Raw genomic sequence first — 25,106 nt, 5'->3', positions numbered from 1 at the left:
CCTCCCAATAAGAGCCGCTTGCCGCGCGATCACTCCGCCGCAATCGCCTCGAAATCCGCCTCCGCCAGGAACCGCTCGACATCCAGCGCGGCCATGCAGCCGGTGCCTGCGGCCGTCACCGCCTGGCGGTAGACCTTGTCCATCACGTCGCCGCAGGCGAACACGCCGGGGATGCTGGTGTATGGCGTGCCGGGCTTCACCTCGATATAGCCATCACGGTCGAGCGGCAGGTGGCCCTTGAACAATTCGGTCGCGGGCGCGTGGCCGATGGCGACGAAGCCGCCGTCGACCGCAAGGTGCGAGCTTTCGCCCGTCACCGTGTCCTTCAGGTCAATGCCGACAAGGCCATGCGGCTCGCCGCCGCCGACAAAGCGTTCAACGCCCTTGTTCCACAGCACATTGATCTTGGGGTTGGCGAACAGCCGTTCCTGCAGGATCTTTTCCGCACGCAGCGAATCGCGGCGGTGGATCAGCGTCACATTGTCCGAATGGTTGGTGAGGTAGAGCGCCTCTTCGACCGCAGTATTGCCGCCGCCGATCACCGCGACCTTCTTGCCGCGATAGAAGAACCCGTCGCAGGTCGCACAGGCCGAAACACCCTTGCCGCCCAGTTCCTGTTCTCCGGGAACGCCGAGCCACTTGGCCTGCGCACCGGTGGCGATCACCAAAGTCTCCGCTTCGTACACCGTACCGCCGTCGCCGGTCAGGCGGAACGGGCGGCGCGACAGGTCGACCGAGACGATGGTGTCATAGATCATCGTGGTGCCGACATGCTCGGCCTGGGCCTGCATTTCCTGCATCAGCCACGGGCCCTGCACCACGTCGCGGAAGCCGGGGTAATTCTCGACATCGGTGGTGATGGTCAGCTGGCCACCGGGCTGCAGACCCTGCACCACGATGGGCTTGAGGCCGGCGCGCGCGCCGTAAATGGCAGCGGAAAGGCCGGCGGGGCCGGAGCCCAGGATCAGCATGCGGGTCTTGATGGTGTCAGTCATTGTGAAACGGCTTTCCTGATGTGCGGCTGCGGATGTGGACCGGGCGATGCCGGGCTGCAAGACGCCCGCGCTCACCCTTCACGCAACATTTGCTTGGCCCCGCTTAAGCAGATTTGCCCCCGGCCTGCCAAGCGCGATTCCGCGCGCGGCAGAATCGCTTGCCAACCGCCGCGCACTGTGACCACCTTATGCCAATGCTTCCCCGCATCCAGTCCATCGCCACCGTCGTTCCAGACCATCAGATCAGCCAGCCGCAGGTCCGCGATTTCGTGGCCCAGGCGACCGAAAAGGGGCTGAGCCCGCGAATCGCCGCGATCTATGACAGTACCGGCGTCGACAGCCGCGCGATCGCGCAGCCGCCCGAATTCTATCTGGGCCGCGCCGATTTCCCGCAACGCAATGCGGTCTATCTGGCCGAAGGGCAAAGGCTGCTCGAGCAGGCGGCGCGCGATGCGCTTGACCAGGCGGGGCTGGAGCCGGGGCAGATCGACGCGATTGTCTGCGTATCGTCCACCGGCATCGCCACGCCATCGATTCCCAGCCAGATGCTGAAACCCATGGGGCTGCGCGCCGATGTGCTGACGGTGCCGCTGTTCGGCTATGGCTGTGCTGGCGGTGTGCTGGGGCTGCAGGTGGCGGGCGACCTGGTACGCGCCGATCCTGCGCGCCGCGTGCTGCTGCTGACGCTCGAGCTATGCTCGCTCGCCTTCCGCTTCGGCGATCTGACGAAAAAGGGGATCATCGCCTCCACCCTGTTTGCCGATGGGGCGAGCGCGGTGGTGCTTTCGGCACACGGTGACGGTCCCGCGCTCGGCCATTTTGCGCAGCATACCTGGCCGGAAAGCCGGGCGATGATGGGCTGGGATGTCGACGAACTGGGCCTGGGCCTGATCCTCTCGCGCGATCTGCCGGGCTTTGTGCGCGATCATTTCGCGCCGGTGGTGGAAGGCTTTCTGGCCCGCGAAGGGCTGGACAAGGCGGCGCTGTCAGAACCGGCCTGCCACCCGGGCGGACGCAAGGTGATCGATGCGCTGGAAGAATGTTTTCCGCACCTGCCCGCTGGGCTAGCGGCAACCCGCGCGGTGCTGGCCGATCACGGCAACATGTCGTCGCCCACCGTACATTTCGTGCTGAAGCGCATCCTGGCGCAGGGCGAGACCGGGCCGCTGCTGATGACCGCCCTGGGGCCCGGCTTTACCGGCGCGATGGGGATAATCCACCGATGATGCAGGACGCAGCGCTCGGTCAGTTCATCTGGGCCCCTGCCTGGCCCGCCGCCTGGGCGGTGCTGGCGTTTCTGACCGCGCAGCGGCTGCTGGAGCTGGTCTATGCGCAGAAGAACACCAGGGCACTGCTCGCACGCGGCGCGGCGGAATATGGCCGCGAACATTATCCGCTGATGGTCGCGATCCATGCCGGGTTCCTTGCCGCCTTGTGGTTCAGCACCGCGCCCGATGCGCCGATGCTGTGGCCGCTGCTGATCGCCTTTGCGCTGCTGCAGGCGGCGCGGTTGTGGGTGCTGGCGACATTGGGGCCATATTGGACGACACGGATCATTTCCTCGCCCGATTTTCCGCGGATCAGCGGCGGCCCGTACCGGCTGGTGCGCCATCCCAATTACTGGGTGGTAAGCCTGGAAATCCTCACCATCCCGCTGATCTTCGGGCATTTTCGCATCGCCATGCTGTGGACGGTGCTCAACGCAGGGATCCTGTTCGTGCGCATCCGCACCGAAAACATCGCGTTGCAGGCGCGGACGTCGCAAAAACCTGTCGCCTGAACCGACCGGCCTGCTTATGATGCGGTTCCGTTCGACCGCTTCCGGATTTCAAGGCTTCATGCGCTATCTTGTCGGCCTCATGGCCAGTTCCGCTTTGCTTCTCACCGGTTGTGGCGGAGGCGGCGGCGGCAGTGCCGCCAGCCCGACGCCGACCCCGGTCGCAACGGCCCCGGCACCCGCGCCTGCCCCGACGCCCAGCCCGACCTGCTCGCTGTCCGCCCGCCAGGCCTTTGCCCGCGATGTGCTCGACGAATGGTATCTCTTCCCCGAACTGCTGGTGACCAGCGCCAACCCGGCCAGCTTCACCACGGTTCAAGGCTATATCGACGCGCTGACCGCCACCGCGCGGCAGCAGGGCAAGGACCGGTTCTTCACCTTCATCACCTCGATCGCAGAGGAAAATGCGTTTCTCGCCAGCGGCGAAAGCGCTGGCATCGGCATTCGTCTGTCGATCGATACGCCCGCGCGCCGGGTGCTGATCAGCGAGGCCTTTGAAGGCGCGCCCGGCCTGGCCGCCGGAATCGATCGCGGCGACGAGATCACTGCCATCGGGACGAGCAGCGCAACCTTGCGCAATGTCAGCGACATCATCGCGGCCGAAGGATCTGCCGGGATCACCAGCGCGCTCGGCCCGAATACCGCCGGGCTGACCCGCGTGCTGCGCGTCTCGCGCGGCGGCACATCGCGCGAAGTCACCGTGACCAAGGCGGTGTTCGATCTTCCCGCCGTGTCGAGCCGCTATGGCTCACGGATCATCCAGGATGGCAGCCGCCAGATCGGCTATATCAACCTGCGCACCTTCATCTCGTCGGCCGATGCTCCGCTGCGCAGCGCCTTTGCCAGCTTCCGCGCCGCCGGGGTGACCGAATTCATCATCGATTTCCGCTATAATGGCGGGGGGCTGGTTTCCACGGCAGAGCTCATGGGCGATCTGCTCGGCGGCAACCGGACGGGCGCCGACCTGTTCTCGGGCATCCGCTTCCGCGCGTCCAAATCCTCGCGCAACGAGAATGTGTTCTTCGCCCCGCGCGCGGAATCGGTGAGCCCGGTCAAGATCGCCTTTATCGGCACCGGAGCCACCGCCTCGGCCAGCGAACTGGTCATCAACTCCATGGCCCCCTATCTCGGCCGCAATCTGGCGCTGATCGGAGCGAACACCTTCGGCAAGCCTGTCGGCCAGATCGCGCTCGATCGCAGCGCCTGCGACGACCGGGTGCGCGTGGTCGCGTTCAGCTCGGTCAACTCACGCAGCCAGGGCGAATATTTCAACGGCCTGGCGAGCACGCTCGACGTGACCTGCCAGGCGCCGGATGACCTGACCCGTCCGCTGGGGGATCCGCAGGAAAGCTCGATCCGGACCGCGCTCGATTTCCTCGCCGGGCGCAGCTGCACCGCGATCGCGTTGAGCGGGCCATCGGGCAATATCGCGGGCCAGTCGCAGCGCGGCATGATCGCCAGTGACCGCGAGCTGCTGGTGCCCGATGCCCCCAGCCCTGCCCAGCGCGAGGTGCCCGGGCTGTTTTGATCATTTCTCCCCTCCCGCTCGCGGGAGGGGCAGGTCCGGCTTGCCGGACCGGGGTGGGGTCGAAGCTTCACGGATAGCCAGCCCCACCCCGTCCTTCGCTGCGCTCCGGCCACCCCTCCCGCAGGCGGGAGGGGAGAAGGGACCCCAAGTCACAAAACTGCCATCGGACCACAATCACTGGTGGCATCGCGCGGCGCGGTCGCCTAGATAGCGCGCGAAGCGGGGAATCGCCCGCGGCCCATGAACTGACCCGGATCGCTGATCATGACCTCGTCCCCCGTCACCATCGCGCTGGCATCCGACCATGCAGCGGTCGGCCTGAAGGCAGAACTGGCCGCCTGGCTGCGCGAGCAGGGCCATGCCGTCACCGATCTTGGCCCGGACAGTGCCGACAGCGTCGACTATCCCGATTACGGCTTCAAGCTGGCCGATCATGTCGCCGGCGGAGCAGCCGCATTCGGCGTGGCCCTGTGCGGATCGGGCATCGGCATATCGATCGCCGTCAACCGCAATCCCGGCTGCCGCTGCGCTTTGGTGTCCGATCATCTTTCCGCCGCCCTGTCGCGCCAGCACAACAACGCGAACGTCATCGCCATGGGTGCGCGGCTGATCGGAATCGATACCGCCAAGGACTGCCTTGCCACCTTCCTCGCCACCCCGTTCGAAGGCGGCCGCCACGAACGCCGCGTGGCCAAGCTGACCCCGGCCTGATACAACCCCTTTCACCTTCCCCGATGGAGCCTGACATGTCGACCAATCCCGCGCTCACCGAAATCCGATCCTCCGGCTTTTTCAGCGAAGGTCTGGCCGTGACCGATCCTGCAATCGCCGCAGCGATCGCCAAGGAAGTCCGCCGCGAAAAGAAGCAGATTGAGCTGATCGCTTCAGAGAACATCGTCTCCAAGGCGGTGCTCGAGGCGCAGGGTTCGGTCTTCACCAACAAATATGCCGAAGGCTATCCCGGCAAGCGCTATTATCAGGGTTGCGCCCCCTCGGACGAGGTCGAGAGCCTGGCGATCGAGCGCGCGTGCAAGCTTTTCGGCGTGGGCTTTGCCAATGTGCAGCCGCATTCGGGCGCGCAGGCCAATGGCGCGGTGCTGCTGGCGCTGATCAAGCCCGGCGATACCATCCTGGGCATGTCGCTCGACGCGGGCGGTCACCTGACGCACGGCGCGCGCGCTGCGATGTCGGGTAAGTGGTTCAACGCGATTCAATATGGTGTGACCCCCGACACGCACCTGATCGACTATGACGAGGTCCGCCGTCTGGCGCTGGAGCACAAGCCCAAGCTCATCTTCGCGGGCGGCTCGGCCTATCCGCGCCATATCGATTTCGCCAAGTTCCGCGAGATCGCCGATGAGGTCGGCGCCTATCTGCATGTCGACATGGCGCATTTCGCAGGCCTGGTCGCCGCCGGCGTCCACCCCTCGCCCTTCCCGCACGCGCATGTCGCCACCACCACCACGCACAAGACGCTGCGCGGTCCGCGCGGCGGCATGATCCTGACCGATGACGAGGCGCTGGCTAAGAAGTTCAACTCCGCCGTGTTCCCCGGCATGCAGGGCGGCCCGCTGATGCACGTGATCGCGGCCAAGGCGGTGGCGTTCGGCGAGGCGCTGACGCCCGAGTTCAAGAGCTATTCGCGTGCTGTGATCGACAATGCCAAGGCCCTGGCCAGCCGCCTCAAGGAGCGCGGCGCCGATCTGGTCGCAGGCGGCACCGACACGCACCTCGCCCTGGTCGACCTGCGGCCGCTGGGCGTGACCGGCAAGGACGCTGACGAGGCGCTGGAGCGTGCGGGCATCACCTGCAACAAGAACGGCATCCCCTTCGATCCGCTGCCGCCGACCAAGACCAGCGGCATCCGCGTCGGCTCGCCCGCCGGCACAACCCGCGGCTTCGGCGTCGCCGAGTTCCGCGAAATCGGCGACATGATTGCCGATGTGCTCGATGGCCTGCGTGCCAAGGGCGAACATGGCGATCCCGAGGTCGAGGCTGCCGTGCGTCTGCGCGTCGAAGCCCTGTGCGACCGCTTCCCGATCTATCCGGAGCTTTGAACCATGCAGAACCCTGACGATCCGAACAATGGTGGCGACCTGATCGCCGATGCCCGCGAGGAAATCGTCGGCATGGCCAAGCAGGGCATGGCGCACCCTTCGACCAAGCCGGTGCTGACCGCCGGCGCGATCGGCGCGGTCGCAGGGGCGGTGCTGCCGGTGGTGAGCTGGCCGATCGGCCTGCTCGCCGGCGCGGGCTTCATGCTCTACAAGCGGCTGCGTCCCTGAAGGCGTCTGCTGAACGATGAGATGCCCGTTTTGCGCGCACGAAAACAGCCAGGTCAAGGATAGCCGCCCCACCGAAGACGGGGCGGCCATCCGCAGGCGGCGCCAGTGCGAAAGCTGCGGCGCGCGCTTCACCACGTTCGAGCGCATCCAGTTGCGCGACATCATGGTGGTGAAGAGCGAGAACCGCCGCGAACCCTTCAACCGCGCCAAGATCGAGAAATCGGTCGCGGTCGCCTGCCGCAAGCGCGGGATCGATCAGGAACGGATCGACCAGCTCGTCTCCGGCATCCAGCGCCAGATCGAAACCTCGGGCGAGAACGAGGTCCATTCGCGCGAGATCGGCGGGATGGTGATGGACGGCCTGCGCATGCTCGATTCGGTCGCCTATATCCGCTTCGCATCGGTCTATCGCGATTTCAGCGAGGCCAAGGATTTCGAGGAATTCGCCAGCACCGTGAAGGATGTCGGCGGTGCCTGAGGGAGTGATTCCGCCGCCTGTATTCATCCTGGTCCGACCGCAGCTTGGCGAGAATATCGGCAAGGCGGCGCGGGCGATGCTGAATTTCGGCCTGACCGACATGCGCCTGGTCGCGCCGCGCGATGGCTGGCCCAATCCGTCCGCAGGGCCCGCGGCCTCGGGCGCGGATCTGGTGCTGGAACGCGCGCAGGTGTTCGAGAGCGTCGCAGAGGCCGTCGCCGATTGCCATCACGTCTATGCCACCACCGTGCGCAAGCGCGGTGTCACCAAGCCCGTCGTCACCCCCGAGGCGGCAGCGCGCGCGATGGTGGCCGCGCCGGGGCGCAGCGCGATCCTGTTCGGTCCCGAACGCTCGGGGCTGGAAACCGATGATGTCGCGATTGCGCACGATATCCTGACCGTGCCGATCAATCCCGAATTCGGATCATTGAACCTCGCCCAGGCCGTAATCCTGGTCGCCTATGAATGGTCCAAGACCGGCGGCCAGGGTCTTGCCTCCCCGCCCCAGGTCGATCTCGACCCGCCCGCGCCGATGGAAGAGCTTGACGGCATGTACGATCAGCTGTGCGGCATGCTGGAGGAGAAGAACTATTTCTTCCCCGAAAGCCGGGCTGCGGTCAGCCGCCGGACCTTGCGCAACCTCGTCACCAAGCCGCAATGGAACAGCAACGAGGTCCGCACCTTTCGCGGCGTGCTGAGCACGCTCGGCAAACCGCCCCGCAAGCCGGTGAGCTGATCAGGCCAGGCCTGGTCGGACCGGGCCTAGCGCCGCAGCAATTCCCAATGTTCACCTTCATAGGCGATAGAGGCTTCGACCAGCCGCTCCCAGAAGTCCGCCACCAGCCCCACGGGCACGCCCAGTTCGAATGCTGCTGCCTTGGCCTGGGCGATGACTTGCGCCTTGCGCGCCTCGTCACGAACCATGCCCCGCTCGGGCTTGATCCGGGCGGCGGCGCGCATATAGCCGAAGCGCGTGGCGAGCAGTTCGACCAGCTCTCGGTCGAGCGCATCAACGCCTGCGCGCACGTCGATCATGCTCATGCAGTCTTCGGGCGATTTGATCGTGTCTGACATGGGCCACGGATAGCCGGGCCTGCAGCGCCTGTCGAGCCAGCCGCACGGCCTTGACTCTCGCGTGCCTCTTCGCCATAGGCCGCGCTTCGCAATTGGCCCTGCACCCCGGTGAAGCAGCGGCCGCATGGGGCATATCCCGGCACCATGGCGCGAATCCGGGACTTGAAGGCCGCCGCACAGGGCAGCGGCCTTGCCTTTCAACAGGCAGCAAATTGGAGAATGACCCGTGTCCAAACGCAACAGTGCAAAGTACAAGCTTGATCGCCGCATGGGCGAGAACATTTGGGGTCGCCCCAAGTCGCCCGTCAACAAGCGCGAATATGGTCCCGGCCAGCATGGCCAGCGTCGCAAGGGCAAGGTTTCGGACTTCGGTCTGCAGCTGCGCGCCAAGCAGAAGCTCAAGGGCTATTACGGTGAAATCACCGAAAAGCAGTTCAAGAAGAACTACACCGAAGCCAGCCGTATGAAGGGCGATACCAGCCAGAACCTGATCGGTCTGCTGGAACAGCGCCTCGACATGGTCGTGTACCGCGCCAAGTTCGCGCCGACCATCTTCTCGGCTCGCCAGATCGTCAGCCACGGCCACATCCGCGTCAACGGCGTGAAGTGCAACATCGCATCGCGCAAGGTGAAGCCGGGCGACGTCGTGTCGCTGGGCAAGAAGGCGCAGGAAATGGCGCTGGTCATCGAAGCACAGGGCCTGGCCGAGCGTGACATCCCCGATTATGTCGCGCCCGACGGCACCGACAAGGTCACCTTCACCCGCATTCCGACGCTGGACGAAGTGCCCTATCCGGTGAAGATGGAACCCAATCTGGTCGTCGAATTCTATTCGCGCTGATCCGGTTCATCACCGAAACAGATACGAAAAAGGCGGGCCGCAAAGCCCGCCTTTTTTGTTGGTCACGATCCGCCAAACGCCTTTTCGATGAACGCGGCACTCGTGCGCAGCATTTCGGCGCGAATTTCGCCATCCTCCAGATAATGGTCACGGTCCTTGTAGATGTGCAGCTCGGAACTGCGCCCGGCATCCTTGAGCTTTTCATCCATCAGCCTGGCATGCCCGACATCGACATTGCGATCAATATCGCCGTGGAACATCAGGACCGGTGCCTTGATTGCGGCAGCGTTCTGCGCTGGCGAGCCTTCCTTGATATGTTTGCCCTCGCCCAGAAAATCGCGCAGATAGGCATAGTCCGACCAACCATTGCTGTTGTTGCGCAGCAGGGCGAGATCGGTCACCGGTGCGACGGCAACGACCGCCTTGAACAGGTCCGGCTCCAGCACATTGGATTGCAGCGCCGCATAGCCTCCATAGGACCATCCGAAGATCGCCATGCGCTTGGCATCGGCTCCTTCCCTGGCCAGCCAGTGTGCACCATCGTTGACGTCCCCGATGGCGATTTGCCAATCCTGGAATGCGTTGCGCTTCAGCCAACCCTGACCATAGCCCGCTGATCCCCGGAAATTGGGCTGCAGTACCGCATAGCCACGCTGCGCAAAGAATTGTGGCAGCCAGTCAAACTGCCAGACATCTCGCGATTCCGGTCCACCATGGGGCATGACGATGACGGGCAACCCGGCCGCGCTGGACTTGCCGGGCGGCAGGGTGAGATAGGCGGGAATCTGGGTGCCGTCGCGGGCCGGATAGGTGATCGACTGCATCTTGCCGAGCGCCACCTGCTCAAGCCCCGGCCGCATCGCCAGAAGGTTGCCCAGCGTCTTGGCGTCGCGATCAAACAGGAAAAAGCGCCCGGCATTGGTGTCGCTTCCCGCCCAGATCAGCATCTTGCGCTCATCCTCGCTGGATTCGACCACCTCGACGATCGGCAGGTGCGGGATGGCCTTTGCCAATTGCGCCAGCATCTTCTGCACATCGGGATCGATATAGTGGATCTGGCCTGCGTCGGTTGTGTAGCGCACGCCGATCACGCGCCCGCGCCGACCGATCCGGGCAAAGCCGCTCACGTCGACCTCGGGATGCGCAAACAAAAGCGTTTCGGCGTCGCTACCATCGAGTGTACGGCTGAATGCAGCCAATCGACCGTTCACGCGGTTCAGACCGTAGACGACGTTGATCTTGGGATCGACGGCAAAGGGATCAAAGCCCTGCCGGCTCTTGTCCACCGTGCTCAGCGGCAACCATTCCCTGCTGTCTGCCTTGCGATAGTAATAGCGCCGCAGGCCGATCTCGGCATTGGCCCGCGTTGACGTCGTGCCCTTGATCCGCACATGGCCATAGCCGTCCGAAATGAACTCGCTGGCCTCGACATCGGGCTGTTCGACTGCCTTGCTGCGCAGCGTGCGGGTATCGACCAGGTCGACGCCCAAACCGGATTTCTTCTGGGCAATCATCGTGGCCGATCCGGAAGAACTGACGGCCTCTTGCGGAAAATATTCGCGCGCCATCATGATGCTGCCATCCTCGGACGGGTTCCAGTCGATGACATTGCCACCACTCAGCGCCACGCCGAGCCGCATGCCCGTTCCGCCTTTGAGGACATTGATGACCTTCACCTCGCCCCCTGCGGCATCGACCGCGATCAGGCGCGAGGCATAAAGCGGCCTGCCATCGACCTCGATCGATGCGAAAAGCCTGCATACCAGCCGATCGTTACCCGACCAGTGGCACGATTCGATGCGTTCAGGATTGCCATCGACCCGGAACACCCCGCGCGGCGATTGCGGCGTCGGAACCAGATCAGCGACCATCACAGCCACCCCCTGCCCGCTTGTAGGCGACAGATAGACCAGCCTCTTGCCATCGGGCGAAAGGCTGGCGTTCGTGGCCATCTCCCGCGCCCCGAACAACTGCGCCATGTCCGTCGCGCCGGCGGCCTGCTCGCTCTGAGCCGCCAGCGCTGCCTGAGCAGTTGCGGTCATCAGGCCCAAGATGATGCCCGCCGCCCTGATAGAAAAACCCATTCCAGATCCACTCCCTAGACTTGCGGAGTAGAATTGGCGGGATAACAAACAACAGGCAATATCAATATCGTATTGCCAATACAAAAAAGGCGGACCATCGGCCCGCCTTTTAACATCGCGCTATAATACATCCAAAATAGATGTATCCTGGCTATTACACCGTTTCGGGATCGAAGAAGAACAGCGCCTGGCTGATCGCGGCGCGCACCGTGTTGCGGTGGAAGGGCTTGGTGATCAGGAACGCCGGTTCCGGGCGCTCGCCGGTGAGCAGGCGCTCGGGGAAGGCGGTGATGAAGATGACCGGCACGTCGATTTCGCGCAGGATATCGGACACCGCATCGATACCCGAGCTGTCGTCTGCCAGCTGGATGTCAGCAAGGACCAGGCCGGGCTTGTCGCGGCGCGCCTGTTCGACCGCCTCGTCGCGGGTCACCGCGATGCCGGTCACGTCATGGCCCAGGTCGCGCACGATCGTCTCGATATCCATCGCGATGATCGGTTCGTCCTCGATGATCAGCACGCGCGCCTTGATCTGGCTGTCGATCTCGCTCAGCGCCTCGCTCACCAGGCCAGAGACGGTGCGGTCATCCAGGCCCATCAGATAGGCGGTATCGGCGTTCGAAAAGCCTTCCATTGCGGTCAGCAGCAGCGCCTGGCGCGACAGCGGCGGAATGCGGCGCAGGCGCTGTTCGGCGAGCAGGCGGCGCGAATCGTCGTCGGCATCGGGATAGGCGTCGAAACTGTCGGACTCGTGCCGCTCGTCATGCGTCGATCCCCAGATCACCTGGAAAACGCGGTACAGGCCAAGCCGCGCATCGACATCGCTCGGGAACTGATCCGGGGCGGCGATGATCGCCTGAAGCGTCGCCTTCACATAGGCATCGCCGTGATGCTGATCGCCGGCAAGCGCCCGGCTGTATCGCCGCAAAAGGGGAAGATGGGGAGCGAGCGTCTGGCCCAGGGACATGCAGTGAAACTCCTTTTTCGGCTGTCGCCGTGTCTATGACCTTCCGCCCCCCGTGTCAAAACCGGGGGCGTCAGGGATGCCGGATGTGAAAGATGACAAACCGAACCTCGGCTAAGGAACAATCCGCGCCGCAGTTTGTTTCCTTGAACGAGACGTTTATGCACAATCCCGCACGATTTTGCGGGCTTGGCAGGGTTGGGACGGCTTGCTAAGCCCATTTCGGGACGGAATTTCAACAGGCGGGATGGGATGCTCGTGCATCGTGACAATGACGATCAATCCGGGGGTGACAAAGCTGCCGCCGGCCGCCCCGCCTCTGGTGCGAAGCCGCATCTTGTGAGCAAGACCCCCGATCCCGCCGCCCCCGAACCGGCAGCCGGCGACGCAAGCCCTGGCGATGACGGCAAATCGCACCTGATCGGCGATGCGCTCAAGTCCGTGTATCAGCGCACGCTGGAAGAGGAGATTCCAGACGACTTTCTGGATTTGCTCAAGCAGTTGAAATAATGCGCAGGACAGACCGGGCGCAGCTACCCTTTCTTGCGCCGATGGCGCGCCTTTCCATCGGCACCAGACTGTTCCTGATCCTGGCGATCGCGCTTCTGCCGCTCGCTCTGGGATCGGTCATCGCCAATCGTAGCCTGGCCGATACCGCGAACGAGGAACGCAACCGGCTTCTCCAGAAGAATGTCGATGATGCCGCGCTGCGCCTGAATGCGGCGATCGAGAATGACATGGCGATCCTCAGTGCCGCCGCGTCGCAGATTGCGCTGGGCGAAGACCCCGCCAAGATCTGCCTCAACCTGCGCGAGCAGCTGGGCAGCCAGCAAACCCGCTTTGCCGCCCTGCTCTATGCCGCAAACAGCGGCCCGCCTGCCTGTCAGATCGGTGCCGTACCGCGCACGCTGCGCGATGTGGGATCGAATGCGACGGCGCCTGCGGTGACCCTCGCCATGCCTGCCAAGGGCGCGATCTTCGCCACCCGTGGCCGCGTATCGGTGGCACGGGCGGTAGCCTTCTATTCTGCCGACAGCCTGTTCGCCCTGGCCGACCCGGTGGACGATGTGCCGCTGTCGCAGTTCGAACTGCGCAATCCGGACGATGTGCTGCCGCTGACCGCCATTCCGCCCAATTGGCAGCGCAGGCTGAACGCGCTGATGACCGCGCAGACGACGATTTCGGGCGTGAACCTCGATCTGCGCTATGTCCGCCCCAAACAGTCGCCGCCCGAATTCCTGGCCCAGATCATTCCGTTCATCACGCTGCTGGCGGCCGCGATCATCGGCTGGCTGGTGGTCAATGTCATGCTCATCCGCCCCCTCACCCTGCTCCAGCGCAAGGTCCGCCAGTATGAGATCGGCGAACAGATGGCGCCGATGGACAAGACCGCGTTCAACGCCAGCGAGATCGAGGAGCTCGATCAGGGCTTTGTCGCACTGGCCCAGAAGGTGGCGGTCGACCGCGAGGCGCTGGACGAAGGACTGAAGCAGCAGGTGATGCTCACCCGCGAGGTGCATCACCGGGTCAAGAACAACCTGCAGATCATCGCCAGCCTGATCAACCTGCACGCGCGCACGGCGGATTCCGACCCGGCCAAGCTCGCCTATGGCAAGATCCAGCGCCGCGTCGATGCGCTCGCGGTGGTCCATCGCAACCATTTTGCCGGGAACGAGCGCAACGAAGGGATCAACCTGCGCGCGCTGGTCGGCGAACTGGCGGGCAGCTTCGAGCATGCCGATAACGCGCATGGCGGCGATGGCCCCGATATCATGATCGATATCGACAATGTCCATGTCAGCCAGGATGTCGGCGTACCGATCGCGTTCCTGCTTACCGAAATTCTCGAACTGATCCACCTGACCCGGCCCGAAGCGCCGATCCGCATCTCGGCCGTGCGCAAGAGCGATGATCCGGCCAAGATCGTGCTGCGCGTCGCCTCGCCCGCTCTCGGGCCGAACGCCGCGCTGGAGGCGATGCTGGCTGATGGCATCGACCGGGTGATGACCGGCCTGGCGCGCCAGCTGCGCGCCCCGCTGGAGCGCGACACGGCATTCGAATGCATCGCGATTGCCGTGCCGGTGTTCGTTCCCGCCAAGGCTTAGCCTGCTTGCGAATTGCTCGTCACCCCCGCGAAAGCGGGGGACCCGCGTGGCATCCGGTCCTATTCCAGAAGCGGGATTTCCGCCTCTGCGGGAATGACGGCTTCAGCCGCCCTTGGCGTAATATCGTGCGCGGAAATCGTCGCCGAACTGCGTCATCCGCCCCTCGGCGATGGCAGCGCGCATCGCGGCCATCAGGTCCTGGTAGAAGCGCAGATTATGTTCGGTCATCAGCATCGCGCCCAGCATCTCGCCCGATTTGACCAGATGGTGCAGATAGGCGCGGCTGAAGCGGGTGCAGGCGGTGCAGCCGCATGACTCATCGAGCGGCCCCTGATCTTCGGCATGCCTGGCATTGCGGATATTGATCGGCCCGTCCCAGGTGAACGCCTGACCATTGCGGCCTGACCGCGTCGGCAGCACGCAATCGAACATGTCGACCCCGCGCTCGACCGCGCCGACCAGATCATCGGGCTTGCCGACCCCCATCAGATAGCGGGGACGATCATCTGGCAGCTGGCCCGGCGCATAATCGAGCACGCCGAACATCGCCTCCTGCCCTTCGCCCACCGCCAGGCCGCCGATCGCGTAGCCATCAAAGCCGATATCGCGCAGCGCATCGGCGGATTGGCGGCGCAGCTGCTCGTCCAGCGACCCCTGCTGGATGCCGAACAGCGCCGCGCGCGCCGCATGCTCGGTGCCGCTGTCAAAGCCCTCGCGCGATCGGCGCGCCCAGCGCATCGAGCGTTCCATCGCCGCCGCCTGCACATCGCGCGTTGCCGTCGCGGGCACCAGCTCGTCAAAGGCCATCACGATGTCCGATCCCAGCAGGCGCTGGATTTCCATCGAACGCTCGGGGCTCAGCATATGGCGCGAACCGTCCAGATGGCTGCGAAAGGCAACGCCGTCCTCGGTCACCTTGGTCAGCGCTGACAGGCTCATCACCTGATAGCCGCCGCTGTCGGTCAGGATCGGGCGCGGCCAGTCCATGAAGCTGTGCAGCCCGCCCAACCGGGCCATCCGCTCCGCGCCGGGGCGCAGCATCAGGTGGTAAGTATTGCCCAGGATGATGTCCGCGCCCAGCGCGCGCACCTCGGCAGGCTTCATGCCCTTGACGGTCGCGGCGGTGCCGACCGGCATGAATGCAGGCGTGCGGATGGTGCCGCGCTTCATGGCGAGCTCGCCTGTCCGAGCCTTGCCGTCGCGGGCGGTGATCGAAAAGGCGAATCTGGGCGGGGTCTCGGTCATGGCGGCGCGCTCTAGCGGCTTTGGCCGCGCGGGGCAAAGGTTTGAGCGGTCAGGGGGTTTGAGCGGTCAGGGGGTTTGACGATTCGCCAGTGCTGTGTCAGCGATACCGCAGAAGCCAACGCACCAGGAAAGCCCCCGTCATGTCGCACAGCCCCCGCCTTACCGCGCTCGCCTCGGCGCTGATTGCTGCCGCCTCGCTGGCCGCCTGCTCGTCCGAAAAGCCGGTCGAGGCCGAACAGACCAGCTCCAAGGCCATCGACAAGGCAGCAACCGAGCTTGCCGCCCAGGAAAAATGCTATGGCATTGCGCTCGCCAAGCAGAATGACTGCGCCGCCGGGCCGGGCACGAGCTGTGCGGGCACATCCAATGTCGATTATCAGGGCAATGCCTGGAAGTTCACCGAAGCGGGCGAATGCGAGAAGCTGGGCGGATCGCTGACCGAGGTTGCGGACAACGACCCGCCGGTGCCGCAGAAGGGCTGATCGCTCAGAACACCGCCTTGGGCGCCGTTTCCTCCATCATCGCGGCGCGCACCATCGGGATCGGCGGGCCGCCATAGGACAGGAAGGAATCGTGGAACGCCTTCCACGCTTCGCGCCCGCCCTTGCCCGCAGTCCAGTCGGCGCGCAGCTTGCGGATCATCAGCTTGCCGAGCGTATAGTTGAGATAGCCCGGATCATAGGTGCCGCGCAGCGCCTGTTGCCGGGCATTGCCTTCATCGACATAACATTGGTCGCGGAACAGCGCGATCGACTGATCGACGCTCATCCCGCCGGTATGCAGGCCGATGGCGGAGAGATAGCGGCAGTTGCGCAGCAGCGCATTGGCGAGCTGGCCGATATGCACTTCGGGATCGCCCTTGCCGAGCCCTGCCTCCCACATCATTTCCTCGGTATAATGCGCCCAGCCCTCGGCATAGGCATAGCCGACAAAAAGCCGCCCGAAGAACGACTTGGCGCGGTTCGCGTGAAGGAAGTTGAGGAAATGGCCGGGCCAGACCTCATGCACGCTGGTGAACAGCAGATCCTTTTTCGGCGGGATATACTCGGCCTGCACCGCCGGCGCCCATGACGGATCGGGCGGGGAGATGTAATAGACCGAAGGCAGGCCTTTCTCATACGGGCCCGGAATATCGATATAAGCGGAATTCTGCCGATTATAGGGCGGCGACTCCTCCACCTTGGCTTCTTCGGTGCCGGGGATCGACACCAGATCCTTGTCCACCAGAAAGGCGCGCAGATCCGGCAATTGCCGCCGTGCCTCGGCCACCGGGCCGTCCTTGGGCTTGTCGAGCGCCAGCTTGGCCATGCAATCGGGCATCGATGCCCCGGGCGCAAACTGCGCGCAGGCCGTGGCGAGCGCCTGCTGGTTGCGCTTGAGATCCGCCTCGCCGATCGCCTTCAACTCGGACAGCGGCAGGTCGACCATTTCGGTCGCGACCAGCATCTGCGAAAACAGCTCCGGCCCCAGCGCATAGCCGGTCTTGGCGGTCGCCTTTTCCGCCTTCAGCCAGTCTGCCAGGCCCTGCATTGCCTTGCTCGCCTCGGCGGTGGCGGCCTCAAGCTCCTGCTTGACAGCGTCGTCCTTCACATCGGCAAAGGCGGCGCGGGCATCGCCGGTGAAGAAGGTGGCATAGCCGCCAAAGGCATTGACGCCATAGTCGATCGCATAGGGATCGAGCGGGGATTTCAGATTGGCCCTGATCTGCTCGGCTGCCTTGGGCACCGCCTTGGCATAGGCAATGAACGCCTTGGCCCGCGTCGCAGCATCGGCATAGGGGCGCGTCACATAGACCGACGGGTCCAGCGTGCCGGTATAGAAGGCTGGGTTGCGGTGCGGCCAATCGGCCTGTTTCAGCCAGAACAATTTGCCCTTTACCACCGCGACCAGATAGTCGCGCTCGAACTTCTGCGCGTCGTCAAGCTTGGCGGCATCCATCGCCTGGGCATCGGCGAGCGTCTTTTCCAGAAAGGCGATCTGGTCCGCCAGCCCTTCTTCGGACCAGTCGGGCAGCTTGCCGTCAAATTCGTGCCGCCCCTGATAGACGGCGAAGTCGGGATTGCGCGGGAAATAGCCGGTCAGAAAGCCGTCCAGAAACTTGCCCCACGCGCTGCCAGTATCGATCCCGGTGCCCTTCTCTGCCGGGTCGGACGGCGCGCCGCCGCTGCACGAGACGGCCAGCGTCGCCAGCGAGAGGGCGGCAAGGATGCGTTTGGCAAGATGCATGAAGCGACCTCTTTGTTATCGGGCTCGATACCGAGAATCCCTTTGCTTGCGGGGAGGCAGGATTTTCAGCTCTCCGCCCTAGCTGGCACCTCGCCACGCGCTTGGGAAGGGCCATTTTGTTGCAGGCGCACACCATCCGCAGCACGGGGGGTACAAGTTCATCTTGCTTGCCGCATGGTCTGGGCTGGCCTACCGCTCGCCCATGGATTCTGCGGCCGCCCCTCACCCGTTCACCATCGCCAATTACCGCGCCTATTGGCTGACGCGCCTGGCCTCGATGCTGGCGCTGTATTGCATGATGCTGATCGTCGGCTGGCAGGCCTATAACATCGCGCGCGAGACCATGGACATCGCCGCCAGCTCGGCGCGGCTGGGGATGATCGGGCTGCTGCAGTTTGCGCCGCTGTTCGTGCTGACCCCGCTGGTCGGCTGGATCGCGGACCGTATGGACCGCCGCCTGGTCGCGCGCGTGGTGCTGTTCTGCCAGGCGGGCATTGCCGCGATCCTGGCCTGGACCACCGCGCATGGCCTGATCAGCCTGCCGATCCTGTACATCATCGCCGCGATGCTGGGCACTGCGCGCGCGTTTCTGGGCCCGTCGCTCAGCGCGCTTGCGCCGAACCTGGTGCCCAAGGCCTCGCTGCCGACCGCCATCGCACTGTCGTCGATCGCCTGGCAGTCGGGCATGCTGGTGGGCCCGGCCATGGCAGGACCGCTCTACGCGATCCGCGCCGACCTGCCCTATATCGTCAGCGCCACGCTCTATGCGCTGGCAGGGCTGGCGATGCTGACCGTCGGGCCGGTGCCGCGCACGATCATGGACAAGGGCAAGGGCCCGATCGCGCAGATCATCGACGGCATGGCCTATGTCGGGCAGAACAAGCTGGTGCTGGGCGTCATCACGCTGGACCTGTTCGCGGTGTTCCTGGCCGGATCGACCGCGCTGCTGCCGGTCTTTGCCCGCGACATCCTGAAGGTCGGCGAACAGGGCCTGTCGCTGCTCGCCGCGTCGCCGGCTGCGGGTGCCGCATTGGTGGCGCTGATCTTCTCCTTCCGCCCGATCCGCGCGAATGTCGGCAACAAGATGCTGATCAGCGTGCTGCTGTTCGGGCTGGTGACGGTGGTTTTCGGGTTCAGCCGCATTCTGGCCGTCTCGATGGCCTGCCTGTTCGTCGCAGGCGCGGCGGACATGTTCAGCGTCTATGTCCGCCAGTCGCTGATCCAGCTCAACACGCCCGATGACAAGCGCGGCCGCGTTTCTGCGGTGTCGTTGCTCACCGTCTCCGCATCGAACGAGCTGGGCGATGCGTTTTCCGGCATGCTGGCCTGGCTGATCGGCCCGGTGGCAGCGGTTGTGGCGGGCGGGGGCGGTGCTATAGTGATTACAGCGCTCTGGTCGCGGATCTTTCCCCAGATCGGCGCGGCGCGCAGCTTCGATCCTGCCGAGGAAGAAGCCCATTCCCCATCGAACGCGCCCAAGGCACAGGCGCCCTCTGCAGGAGAGACATCGACATGATCGCAGCCAATATCCTCGAAACCATCGGCAAGACGCCGCATGTCCGCATCAACCGCCTGTTCGGCGACGCGCAGGTGTGGATCAAGTCCGAACGGTCCAATCCCGGCGGATCGATCAAGGACCGCATCGCGCTCGCCATGATCGAGGCGGCAGAGGCGGACGGTTCGCTCAAGCCCGGCGGCACGATTATCGAGCCGACATCGGGCAATACCGGGGTGGGCCTGGCGATGGTCGCGGCGGTAAAGGGCTACAAGCTCGTGCTGGTGATGCCCGAAAGCATGTCGATCGAGCGGCGGCGGCTGATGCTGGCTTATGGCGCGACCTTTGACCTGACCCCGCGCGAAAAGGGCATGAAGGGCGCCATCGAGCGCGCGCAGGAGCTCATCGACCAGACCCCCGGCGCCTGGATGCCGCAGCAGTTCGAAAATGCCGCGAACGTATCGGTCCATGTCCGCACCACCGCGCAGGAAATCCTCAACGACTTTGCCGATGCACCGATCGATGTGCTGATCACCGGCGTGGGTACGGGCGGCCATATCACCGGCTGCGCTGAAGAGCTGAAACGGCATTGGCCGTCGCTGAAGGTCTATGCGGTGGAACCGACGCTTTCGCCGGTCATTTCCGGCGGCCAGCCCGGCCCGCACCCGATCCAGGGCATCGGCGCAGGCTTCATCCCCGGCAACCTGCACACGCAGCTGCTCGATGGCGTGATCCAGGTCGATCCCGCCGATGCCAAGGAGATGGCGCGGCGCTCGGCCAGCGAGGAAGGCATGCTGGTCGGCATCTCCTCCGGCGCGACTTTGGCAGCCATTGCCCAGAAATTGAGCGACCTGCCCTCCGGATCGCGCGTGCTGGGCTTCAACTATGATACCGGCGAGCGCTATCTGTCGGTGCCCGATTTCCTGCCCGAATAAGCGCCTGTCCGTTCCGGCGTGACCGATGGCCAGGGCTGGTGCGAGTCGCAGCGATTCGCACCAGCGGTCGGTGTGTGCGCACACGCTGCGTTCAAGATGAGGGTGAATCGCGTTGCAATCGCCCGATGACACCGGATCGGATGCAACTTGAAAGTCCCGAGTCGGGACCGTTCCATTATGGCTGCGAATGGGATATATCCGAAGTGAAGGTTAATGTTATCCAAACTGGATGGACCGTCAAATCGGGGGCAATGTTTTGGAGCCAAGTCGCGCAGAGTTGACCGATGTTCAGGTCAATTGTCTGCGTCTCGTCGCGGACGGTTATACTTCAAAGGAAATTGCCAAGCAGCTGGGCCTGACCCCGATGACGGTCGACCAGTATCTCCAGCGCGCCAAGACCGCGATGGGTGCGCCCGACCGCCGTACGGCGGCACGCTGGCTTGCCGAAAGCCCGCAATACCGGCCATTCAAGTCTTTTGAACTCAAACCGGCACCGGTTGTCGGACCCGTGCCGGATGTGACACCTCCTGTGGTGCCGGCTGAAGACGAGCCGGGCCAGACCGCCACCGGCCAGTGGCAGACCCGGCTCGGTTATCCTCCGCTCGGCGGCATCAGACCATCGCTGGACGCTAGCCAGAAGACCTCGACCATCCTGCGGATTGCAGGGCTGTCGCTGATCTACACCACGGCTTTCGCGCTGGTGCTGGGCGGAGCGCTCAAGGCGTTCAGCTGATCTGTTGTCTTGGCAACCGCTGCACCCTGCCCGGTGCGAGAAGGAGAAGACCCATGCATATCGATGGCAACGCCGTCCGCATTGTCGCCCAGGATACCCGCTCATCCTTCGCCAGCTATGACCGCGCCATCCTGGATGCGGCCCGGCTGTCGGTGACCATGCTGGAAGCAACCGCGCTTTCCGAAGTTCCCGCCCGCGAATCACAGATCGCCCTGCGCACCATCCATGAAAGCACCGGTCATCTGATCTCCGCACGCGGCAGCATGGTGAAGCTGGTCGGTCATCTCAATGCGGTAAAGCGCCGCAGCGACCAGGCCCCGATGAACGTCGGCTGCCCTGGCGAAACGCCGCTTTCCGGGTCGCTCCAGGAAGCTGAGCCGGAAGCCGAGACCGCTTTCGGCTGATGCCTGCCCAGCGATGCGATGAGCCTATGTCATGATACCCATCATCTTCTGGCTCCTCGCATCGCTGAGCTGCGGCTTTGTCTGGCTGCACGGCGAAGCTGAAGGCAAACGGGCCGTCACGCTGTTCCTGATCGCGACCCTGCTCACTTGGGCCGCGCAGACCATGGACACCGAATGGCGGCAGACGCACTGGCCGCTCATGGCGGTCGATACCGCCTATCTGGTTGCCGCCTATGTGTTCGCGCTGCGGAGCGACCGGTACTGGCCGTTGTGGATCACCGCCTTTCAGCTTCTGACCGTCGCCACCCATTTTGCAACGATCATCGCCCCCGATTACCTGCCGAAAATCTATTCGGCGATCGCCACCTTCTGGGTCGTCCCCCTGCTGCTCAGCATGGTGGCCGGGGTCTATCTTGATCATCGCGCATTCAGACGTCTGGTACCCCCCCAATGACCCAATTCTATTGCCTGATCCTCGTGCCCGAAACCGACCAGCCGCAGCCCTCAAAGCCGCTGCTCGATGCCAATGAACCCTGGAAGGCGCGCGCCGAAGCGGCCAGCCGCTATCTCAAGCTGCGCAGCCAGCGCGACGCGATTGCCGGACCCAACCTGCTGTCAGACCCGGCATGGGACATGCTGCTGGACCTGTTCGTCGGCCATATCACCGGGCGCGACGTATCGGTGACCAGCGCATGCGTCGCCTCGCGCCGCCCCGCCACGACATCGCTGCGCTATATCGACAGGATGATGAAACAGGGCCTGGTGCGGCGTGAAAAGGATCCGGAGGACCATCGCAAGGTCTATCTGCGCATGACCGAAAAGGCGTTCCGCGCCATCGCCAAATGGGTCGATGCGCTGCGGGAGGAACTGATCACCGCCTGATCCGGCCGCTTTGTCCTGCGCAATCGCGGGGAAATGTGGCATCATCGCCGGGGCAGATACCGGATGGAGATGGACAGGTGAGCACGGGCCGTTGGCGGCAGCTTCGCGACGAGATCATCGAAACCGAGACCGCGGACGGCAAACGCATCTGCCTGCGTTCGATCCGCCAGTCAGACGAGTTGCGCATGCGCGAGGGCATTGCCCGGCTGTCCGAACAATCGCGCTATATGCGGTTCTTTTCGGTTCAGCCCATGCCCTCCGACCCGGTCATCGACCGGTTGCTCGACGCCGACGGTCATGACCATATCGCCTGGGGTGCGATCCATCTGGATGGCCTGGACAATCCGGCAGTCGGCGCGGTGCATGCGATTCGCAGCGAGGACCATCCGCGCGCCGGAGAGTTCTCGATCGCGGTGCTCGATGACTATCACGGACAGGGTCTGGCCCGCATGCTGACCACGGTCCTGCTGATCCACTGCGAGGTGGAGGAGATGTGCGAGCTGGAAGTCCAGACCATGGCAGAGAACATGCCCGCGATCCGCTTCATCCTTTCCATCGGTGCGCAAAAGCAGGAAACAGAGGCTGGCATCATCAGCTACCGGCTGCCGGTACGGCCCGCAATCCGGCAGATTTCCGCCAATTCTTCGCTAAAGGGCGTTCAAGATGTGCTTGCCGCATTGGCGGCCTATATTCCGCAGGGCAACAGTCCCTGCAGCCCGGATTCAGCCTGAGTTCAGCCATCGCGCAGCAACGCCATGCAGCTTGCACCAGCCCATTGGTGTAAAATCATCCGTCCAGTCCGGGGCAGGCCTCAGCCACAGTTATGCTTTGCATTTGATCCATAACGGACTAATAGTCGCACCAATTTGGATGAATCGACTAAGCAGGTGTGACTATGGAAGATGTGGAAAGCTTGATTTCTTTGACCGCTGATATTGTCGTTGCCCATTTGAGCAACAACAAAGTCGCCAATTCGGATATTCCGCAGCTCATTTCCTCGGTCCATGCCGCGCTTCAGGGCATCAGCCAGCCCCAAGAGCCCGAGCCGGAAGCGCCCAAGGAACCGGCCGTTCCGATCCGGTCTTCGATCAAGCCCGACCACCTCGTCTGCCTGGAGGATGGCAAGAAGCTGCGCATGCTCAAGCGCCATCTGATGGTCCATTACAACATGACGCCCGATGACTATCGCGCCAAATGGGGCCTGCCCAAGGACTATCCGATGGTTGCCCCCAGCTATGCCGAGCGCCGCCGCGAGCTGGCGCTGCAGATTGGCCTGGGCAAGCAGGGCCGCGGTGGCGGTCGCAAGAAAAAGGCCTGATTGCCTGATTTCAGTGTTCAGGTCTGGCAAGGGGGCGTCTTCGGGAGGAGGCGTCCCCTTGTTTATTGGGAACAGCCCGCGCTAGGGCGCGGTGTAGAGTTCCGCGATCGACAGCGATCCCTTGCCGCGCGCCCGCTTCAGTTCGCTGCGGATGATCCCCGCCAGCCCTGCAGCAGCGCGCTGGCCATCGGCATTGCGCAGCGCCGCACGCAAGGCCTCAGGCGGCTCCGGCGTCGCCAGCGCGATGACATGATCGACCCCGAAAGGCGGCACCACCACGGTTTCCAGCAGCGACTGGCGCAGGGCGTCGTCGAGCATCCCAGCACCATCGGCATCGAGCGGGTAGATGAGCTGCACCGTCCCGTCCGACGCCAGGTTGAACACCGTGGCATGCAGCGCCCCGCCTCCGCGCCTGGTGCGGGCGAGCAGCATGCTGATCGGCGTGCCTTGCGCATAAAGCTCGTCCGATCCCAGCGGGTTCACCGTCAACCGCATCGCCAGTTCGGACACCAAAGGCCGCAGCGTCATCACCATCTGCCATTTGTCCATCACGCCAGAAAAGGCGATCGGGCTGTCGATCCCGGTGGCGACAATGTCGCCCGACCGGCGCAGCACCTCGCGCGTGCTCAACACCCAGAGGAAATCGGCATCGTTCGATGAGGCCGCAATCCGCCAGGCGGTCGCGCTGCCGGGCATGGCCATGGCATCGGTCTGCCCGGCAATGATGACCTGTGGCTGCGGCAGATCATAATCGAGCCGCGGCGCAGGCAGCGACGACAGCAGCGGCCGTTCCGCCCAGTTGCTGGGGAAGAACAGGGTGCTTTCCTGCCGTTGAGCGGTCAGCATCCGGACCTGGCTGTTGAGATAGGACCCGATCTCGATCACCGAGACCTGCCCGTCGCCATCCAGATCGGCAATCGGCGAGGTTTCCACTGCACCGGGCAGCGTGAAGGCCTGTTCGAAGGCATAGGTCAGCACCCCGCGCTGCGGTGCCCCCTCCTGCGGCAGCTCGGCTTCGAGGGCGAGCTGATCGTCGCGCGACGCACCGATATAGACCAGGTTGGGCAGGTCGTCGCGGCGCGCCGCCACCGCCCCTGTATCACCTGGCTCGCTTCTCAGCGCACCCAGCCTTGGCCCCGGCCTGGCGGTGAGCTGGATCGCGCGCGCATCGCCCGGGCGAAAGGCGATACGCGGCGTGAAGGCATAGCTGCGTGGGTCGATTGCACGGTGCATCGTGCCCGAATGGCAGCTGTCGACCACCATCAGGATCGCAACCTCGAGCGGCAGATAGCGCTTCATCCACGCGTAAAAGTCCTTGTCGACGATGAACGTTTCCGGGTCCTGCTGGTCTGGGTCGAAGCCCGGCAGGGGGACGAACTGATCGAACTCGCCATCGGCCTCGCTCGGATTCTGCGCCAGCGCCTGCGCGCCATGGCCGGAAAAGTAGAACAGCACCCAGTCGCCGGGCTGCACGCGCAGGCCCATGTCGTGGATCGCGGTTTCGACGCTCGACCGGCTGACCGCGCCATCGCGCAGCGCGACGATATCGGTCGCCGCCATCGACTGGGCCAGCCCCTCCATGGCCTTCAGATCATTGGCCGGCCCCGCAAGATCGGGAATGGCCTGCGACTGGTAGCGCGATACGCCGATCAGGATCGCCCGCGTTTCCGCATGGGCGGCGGACGATGCCAGCAGCGTCAGCACCAATGCCGTGACCAGACTCAGCCCGTGCACCGT

27 protein-coding genes are annotated in these 25,106 nt (G+C 64.3%); 20 read left to right on the top strand and 7 right to left on the bottom strand.

What is annotated here, in order from left to right; all coding sequences use genetic code 11:
• Nucleotides 1–29 precede the first annotated feature (29 nt).
• Entirely contained in the window at nucleotides 30–995 is a 966-nt protein-coding gene (gene trxB, locus OU999_00755) for a thioredoxin-disulfide reductase (protein ID WAC23760.1), read from the bottom strand.
• Nucleotides 996–1,183: 188 nt separating this feature from the next.
• Here trxB and OU999_00750 point away from each other — a divergent pair, with 188 nt between their 5' ends.
• The 8 genes from OU999_00750 (at nucleotide 1,184) to OU999_00715 (ending at nucleotide 7,799) form a co-directional block, all read left to right on the top strand.
• Nucleotides 1,184–2,221, top strand: coding sequence for a type III polyketide synthase (locus OU999_00750; protein ID WAC23759.1), 1,038 nt, complete (start codon nucleotides 1,184–1,186; stop codon nucleotides 2,219–2,221).
• On the top strand, nucleotides 2,218–2,775 hold the full coding sequence (locus tag OU999_00745) for a hypothetical protein (GenBank protein WAC23758.1): 558 nt from the start codon (nucleotides 2,218–2,220) through the stop codon (nucleotides 2,773–2,775). The genes OU999_00750 and OU999_00745 overlap by 4 nt, the downstream gene beginning before the upstream one ends.
• 58 nt (nucleotides 2,776–2,833) lie before the next feature.
• Complete coding sequence (locus OU999_00740; protein ID WAC23757.1) at nucleotides 2,834–4,300, top strand: S41 family peptidase; 1,467 nt, start codon at nucleotides 2,834–2,836, stop codon at nucleotides 4,298–4,300.
• Nucleotides 4,301–4,564: 264 nt separating this feature from the next.
• Nucleotides 4,565–5,011, top strand: a complete 447-nt coding sequence (gene rpiB, locus OU999_00735) for a ribose 5-phosphate isomerase B (GenBank protein ID WAC23756.1) — start codon at nucleotides 4,565–4,567, stop codon at nucleotides 5,009–5,011.
• Nucleotides 5,012–5,046: 35 nt separating this feature from the next.
• Nucleotides 5,047–6,357 carry a serine hydroxymethyltransferase gene (locus OU999_00730; GenBank protein ID WAC23755.1) on the top strand — a complete coding sequence of 437 codons (1,311 nt, stop codon included), beginning with the start codon at nucleotides 5,047–5,049 and terminating at the stop codon, nucleotides 6,355–6,357.
• A 3-nt stretch (nucleotides 6,358–6,360) separates the two neighbouring features.
• Entirely contained in the window at nucleotides 6,361–6,585 is a 225-nt protein-coding gene (locus tag OU999_00725) for a hypothetical protein (protein ID WAC23754.1), read from the top strand.
• Between the two features lie 16 nt (nucleotides 6,586–6,601).
• On the top strand, nucleotides 6,602–7,063 hold the full coding sequence (gene nrdR, locus OU999_00720; GenBank protein ID WAC23753.1) for a transcriptional regulator NrdR: 462 nt from the start codon (nucleotides 6,602–6,604) through the stop codon (nucleotides 7,061–7,063).
• Nucleotides 7,056–7,799, top strand: coding sequence for an RNA methyltransferase (locus OU999_00715; GenBank protein WAC23752.1), 744 nt, complete (start codon nucleotides 7,056–7,058; stop codon nucleotides 7,797–7,799). The genes nrdR and OU999_00715 overlap by 8 nt, the downstream gene beginning before the upstream one ends.
• A 26-nt stretch (nucleotides 7,800–7,825) precedes the next feature.
• Here OU999_00715 and OU999_00710 read toward each other — a convergent pair whose 3' ends face one another.
• Nucleotides 7,826–8,137: a chorismate mutase gene (locus OU999_00710; protein WAC23751.1), complete on the bottom strand. Its 312-nt coding sequence runs from the start codon at nucleotides 8,135–8,137 to the stop codon at nucleotides 7,826–7,828.
• Nucleotides 8,138–8,363: 226 nt separating this feature from the next.
• Here OU999_00710 and rpsD point away from each other — a divergent pair, with 226 nt between their 5' ends.
• The gene (rpsD, locus tag OU999_00705; protein ID WAC23750.1) at nucleotides 8,364–8,978 is read left to right on the top strand and encodes a 30S ribosomal protein S4; all 615 of its coding nucleotides are present in this window, start codon (nucleotides 8,364–8,366) and stop codon (nucleotides 8,976–8,978) included.
• A 62-nt stretch (nucleotides 8,979–9,040) separates the two neighbouring features.
• On the opposite strand, the gene OU999_00700 is transcribed toward rpsD, so the two are convergent.
• Both OU999_00700 and OU999_00695 read right to left on the bottom strand, forming a co-directional pair.
• Nucleotides 9,041–11,146, bottom strand: coding sequence for a S9 family peptidase (locus OU999_00700; protein ID WAC23749.1), 2,106 nt, complete (start codon nucleotides 11,144–11,146; stop codon nucleotides 9,041–9,043).
• 70 nt (nucleotides 11,147–11,216) lie between these two features.
• A complete protein-coding gene (locus OU999_00695; protein WAC23748.1) occupies nucleotides 11,217–12,029 on the bottom strand; it encodes a response regulator in 813 nt (270 codons plus the stop codon).
• 249 nt (nucleotides 12,030–12,278) lie between these two features.
• Between OU999_00695 and OU999_00690 the strand changes: the two genes are divergently transcribed.
• The gene (locus OU999_00690) at nucleotides 12,279–12,536 is read left to right on the top strand and encodes a NepR family anti-sigma factor (GenBank protein ID WAC23747.1); all 258 of its coding nucleotides are present in this window, start codon (nucleotides 12,279–12,281) and stop codon (nucleotides 12,534–12,536) included.
• Nucleotides 12,536–14,131: a sensor histidine kinase gene (locus tag OU999_00685; GenBank protein ID WAC23746.1), complete on the top strand. Its 1,596-nt coding sequence runs from the start codon at nucleotides 12,536–12,538 to the stop codon at nucleotides 14,129–14,131. The genes OU999_00690 and OU999_00685 overlap by 1 nt, the downstream gene beginning before the upstream one ends.
• A gap of 102 nt (nucleotides 14,132–14,233) precedes the next feature.
• Here the strand turns inward: OU999_00685 and tgt are convergent, their stop codons facing one another.
• Complete coding sequence (gene tgt / locus OU999_00680; GenBank protein ID WAC23745.1) at nucleotides 14,234–15,376, bottom strand: tRNA guanosine(34) transglycosylase Tgt; 1,143 nt, start codon at nucleotides 15,374–15,376, stop codon at nucleotides 14,234–14,236.
• Nucleotides 15,377–15,516: 140 nt separating this feature from the next.
• Between tgt and OU999_00675 the strand changes: the two genes are divergently transcribed.
• Nucleotides 15,517–15,858: a DUF2282 domain-containing protein gene (locus OU999_00675; GenBank protein ID WAC23744.1), complete on the top strand. Its 342-nt coding sequence runs from the start codon at nucleotides 15,517–15,519 to the stop codon at nucleotides 15,856–15,858.
• Between the two features lie 4 nt (nucleotides 15,859–15,862).
• Here OU999_00675 and OU999_00670 read toward each other — a convergent pair whose 3' ends face one another.
• Nucleotides 15,863–17,602 carry a DUF885 domain-containing protein gene (locus OU999_00670; GenBank protein ID WAC23743.1) on the bottom strand — a complete coding sequence of 580 codons (1,740 nt, stop codon included), beginning with the start codon at nucleotides 17,600–17,602 and terminating at the stop codon, nucleotides 15,863–15,865.
• A gap of 202 nt (nucleotides 17,603–17,804) precedes the next feature.
• On the opposite strand from OU999_00670, the gene OU999_00665 reads away from it, so the two are divergent.
• The 8 genes from OU999_00665 to OU999_00630 all read left to right on the top strand — a co-directional run bounded on the left by OU999_00665 (nucleotide 17,805) and on the right by OU999_00630 (nucleotide 23,369).
• Nucleotides 17,805–19,118 (top strand): MFS transporter, encoded by a 1,314-nt coding sequence (locus tag OU999_00665; protein ID WAC23742.1) that lies wholly within the window; start codon nucleotides 17,805–17,807, stop codon nucleotides 19,116–19,118.
• The gene (gene cysK, locus OU999_00660) at nucleotides 19,115–20,032 is read left to right on the top strand and encodes a cysteine synthase A (GenBank protein ID WAC23741.1); all 918 of its coding nucleotides are present in this window, start codon (nucleotides 19,115–19,117) and stop codon (nucleotides 20,030–20,032) included. The genes OU999_00665 and cysK overlap by 4 nt, the downstream gene beginning before the upstream one ends.
• Nucleotides 20,033–20,309: 277 nt before the next feature.
• The gene (locus OU999_00655) at nucleotides 20,310–20,765 is read left to right on the top strand and encodes a helix-turn-helix transcriptional regulator (protein ID WAC23740.1); all 456 of its coding nucleotides are present in this window, start codon (nucleotides 20,310–20,312) and stop codon (nucleotides 20,763–20,765) included.
• A gap of 53 nt (nucleotides 20,766–20,818) precedes the next feature.
• On the top strand, nucleotides 20,819–21,169 hold the full coding sequence (locus OU999_00650) for a hypothetical protein (protein WAC23739.1): 351 nt from the start codon (nucleotides 20,819–20,821) through the stop codon (nucleotides 21,167–21,169).
• A gap of 31 nt (nucleotides 21,170–21,200) precedes the next feature.
• Nucleotides 21,201–21,623: a hypothetical protein gene (locus OU999_00645; protein ID WAC23738.1), complete on the top strand. Its 423-nt coding sequence runs from the start codon at nucleotides 21,201–21,203 to the stop codon at nucleotides 21,621–21,623.
• Entirely contained in the window at nucleotides 21,620–22,051 is a 432-nt protein-coding gene (locus tag OU999_00640; protein ID WAC23737.1) for a winged helix DNA-binding protein, read from the top strand. Before OU999_00645 ends, OU999_00640 begins: the two co-directional genes overlap by 4 nt.
• 77 nt (nucleotides 22,052–22,128) lie before the next feature.
• On the top strand, nucleotides 22,129–22,782 hold the full coding sequence (locus tag OU999_00635; GenBank protein ID WAC23736.1) for a GNAT family N-acetyltransferase: 654 nt from the start codon (nucleotides 22,129–22,131) through the stop codon (nucleotides 22,780–22,782).
• Nucleotides 22,783–22,946: 164 nt separating this feature from the next.
• The gene (locus OU999_00630; GenBank protein ID WAC23735.1) at nucleotides 22,947–23,369 is read left to right on the top strand and encodes a MucR family transcriptional regulator; all 423 of its coding nucleotides are present in this window, start codon (nucleotides 22,947–22,949) and stop codon (nucleotides 23,367–23,369) included.
• Nucleotides 23,370–23,450: 81 nt separating this feature from the next.
• On the opposite strand, the gene OU999_00625 is transcribed toward OU999_00630, so the two are convergent.
• Nucleotides 23,451–25,103, bottom strand: coding sequence for a caspase family protein (locus OU999_00625; GenBank protein WAC23734.1), 1,653 nt, complete (start codon nucleotides 25,101–25,103; stop codon nucleotides 23,451–23,453).
• Nucleotides 25,104–25,106: the final 3 nt, after the last annotated feature.

The sequence above is a fragment of the Blastomonas sp. SL216 genome (genome assembly GCA_026625625.1).
GTDB lineage: Bacteria > Pseudomonadota > Alphaproteobacteria > Sphingomonadales > Sphingomonadaceae > Blastomonas.
Note: the sequence above shows the minus strand (reverse complement) of the source record. Positions and strands in the feature narration are given on the sequence as shown.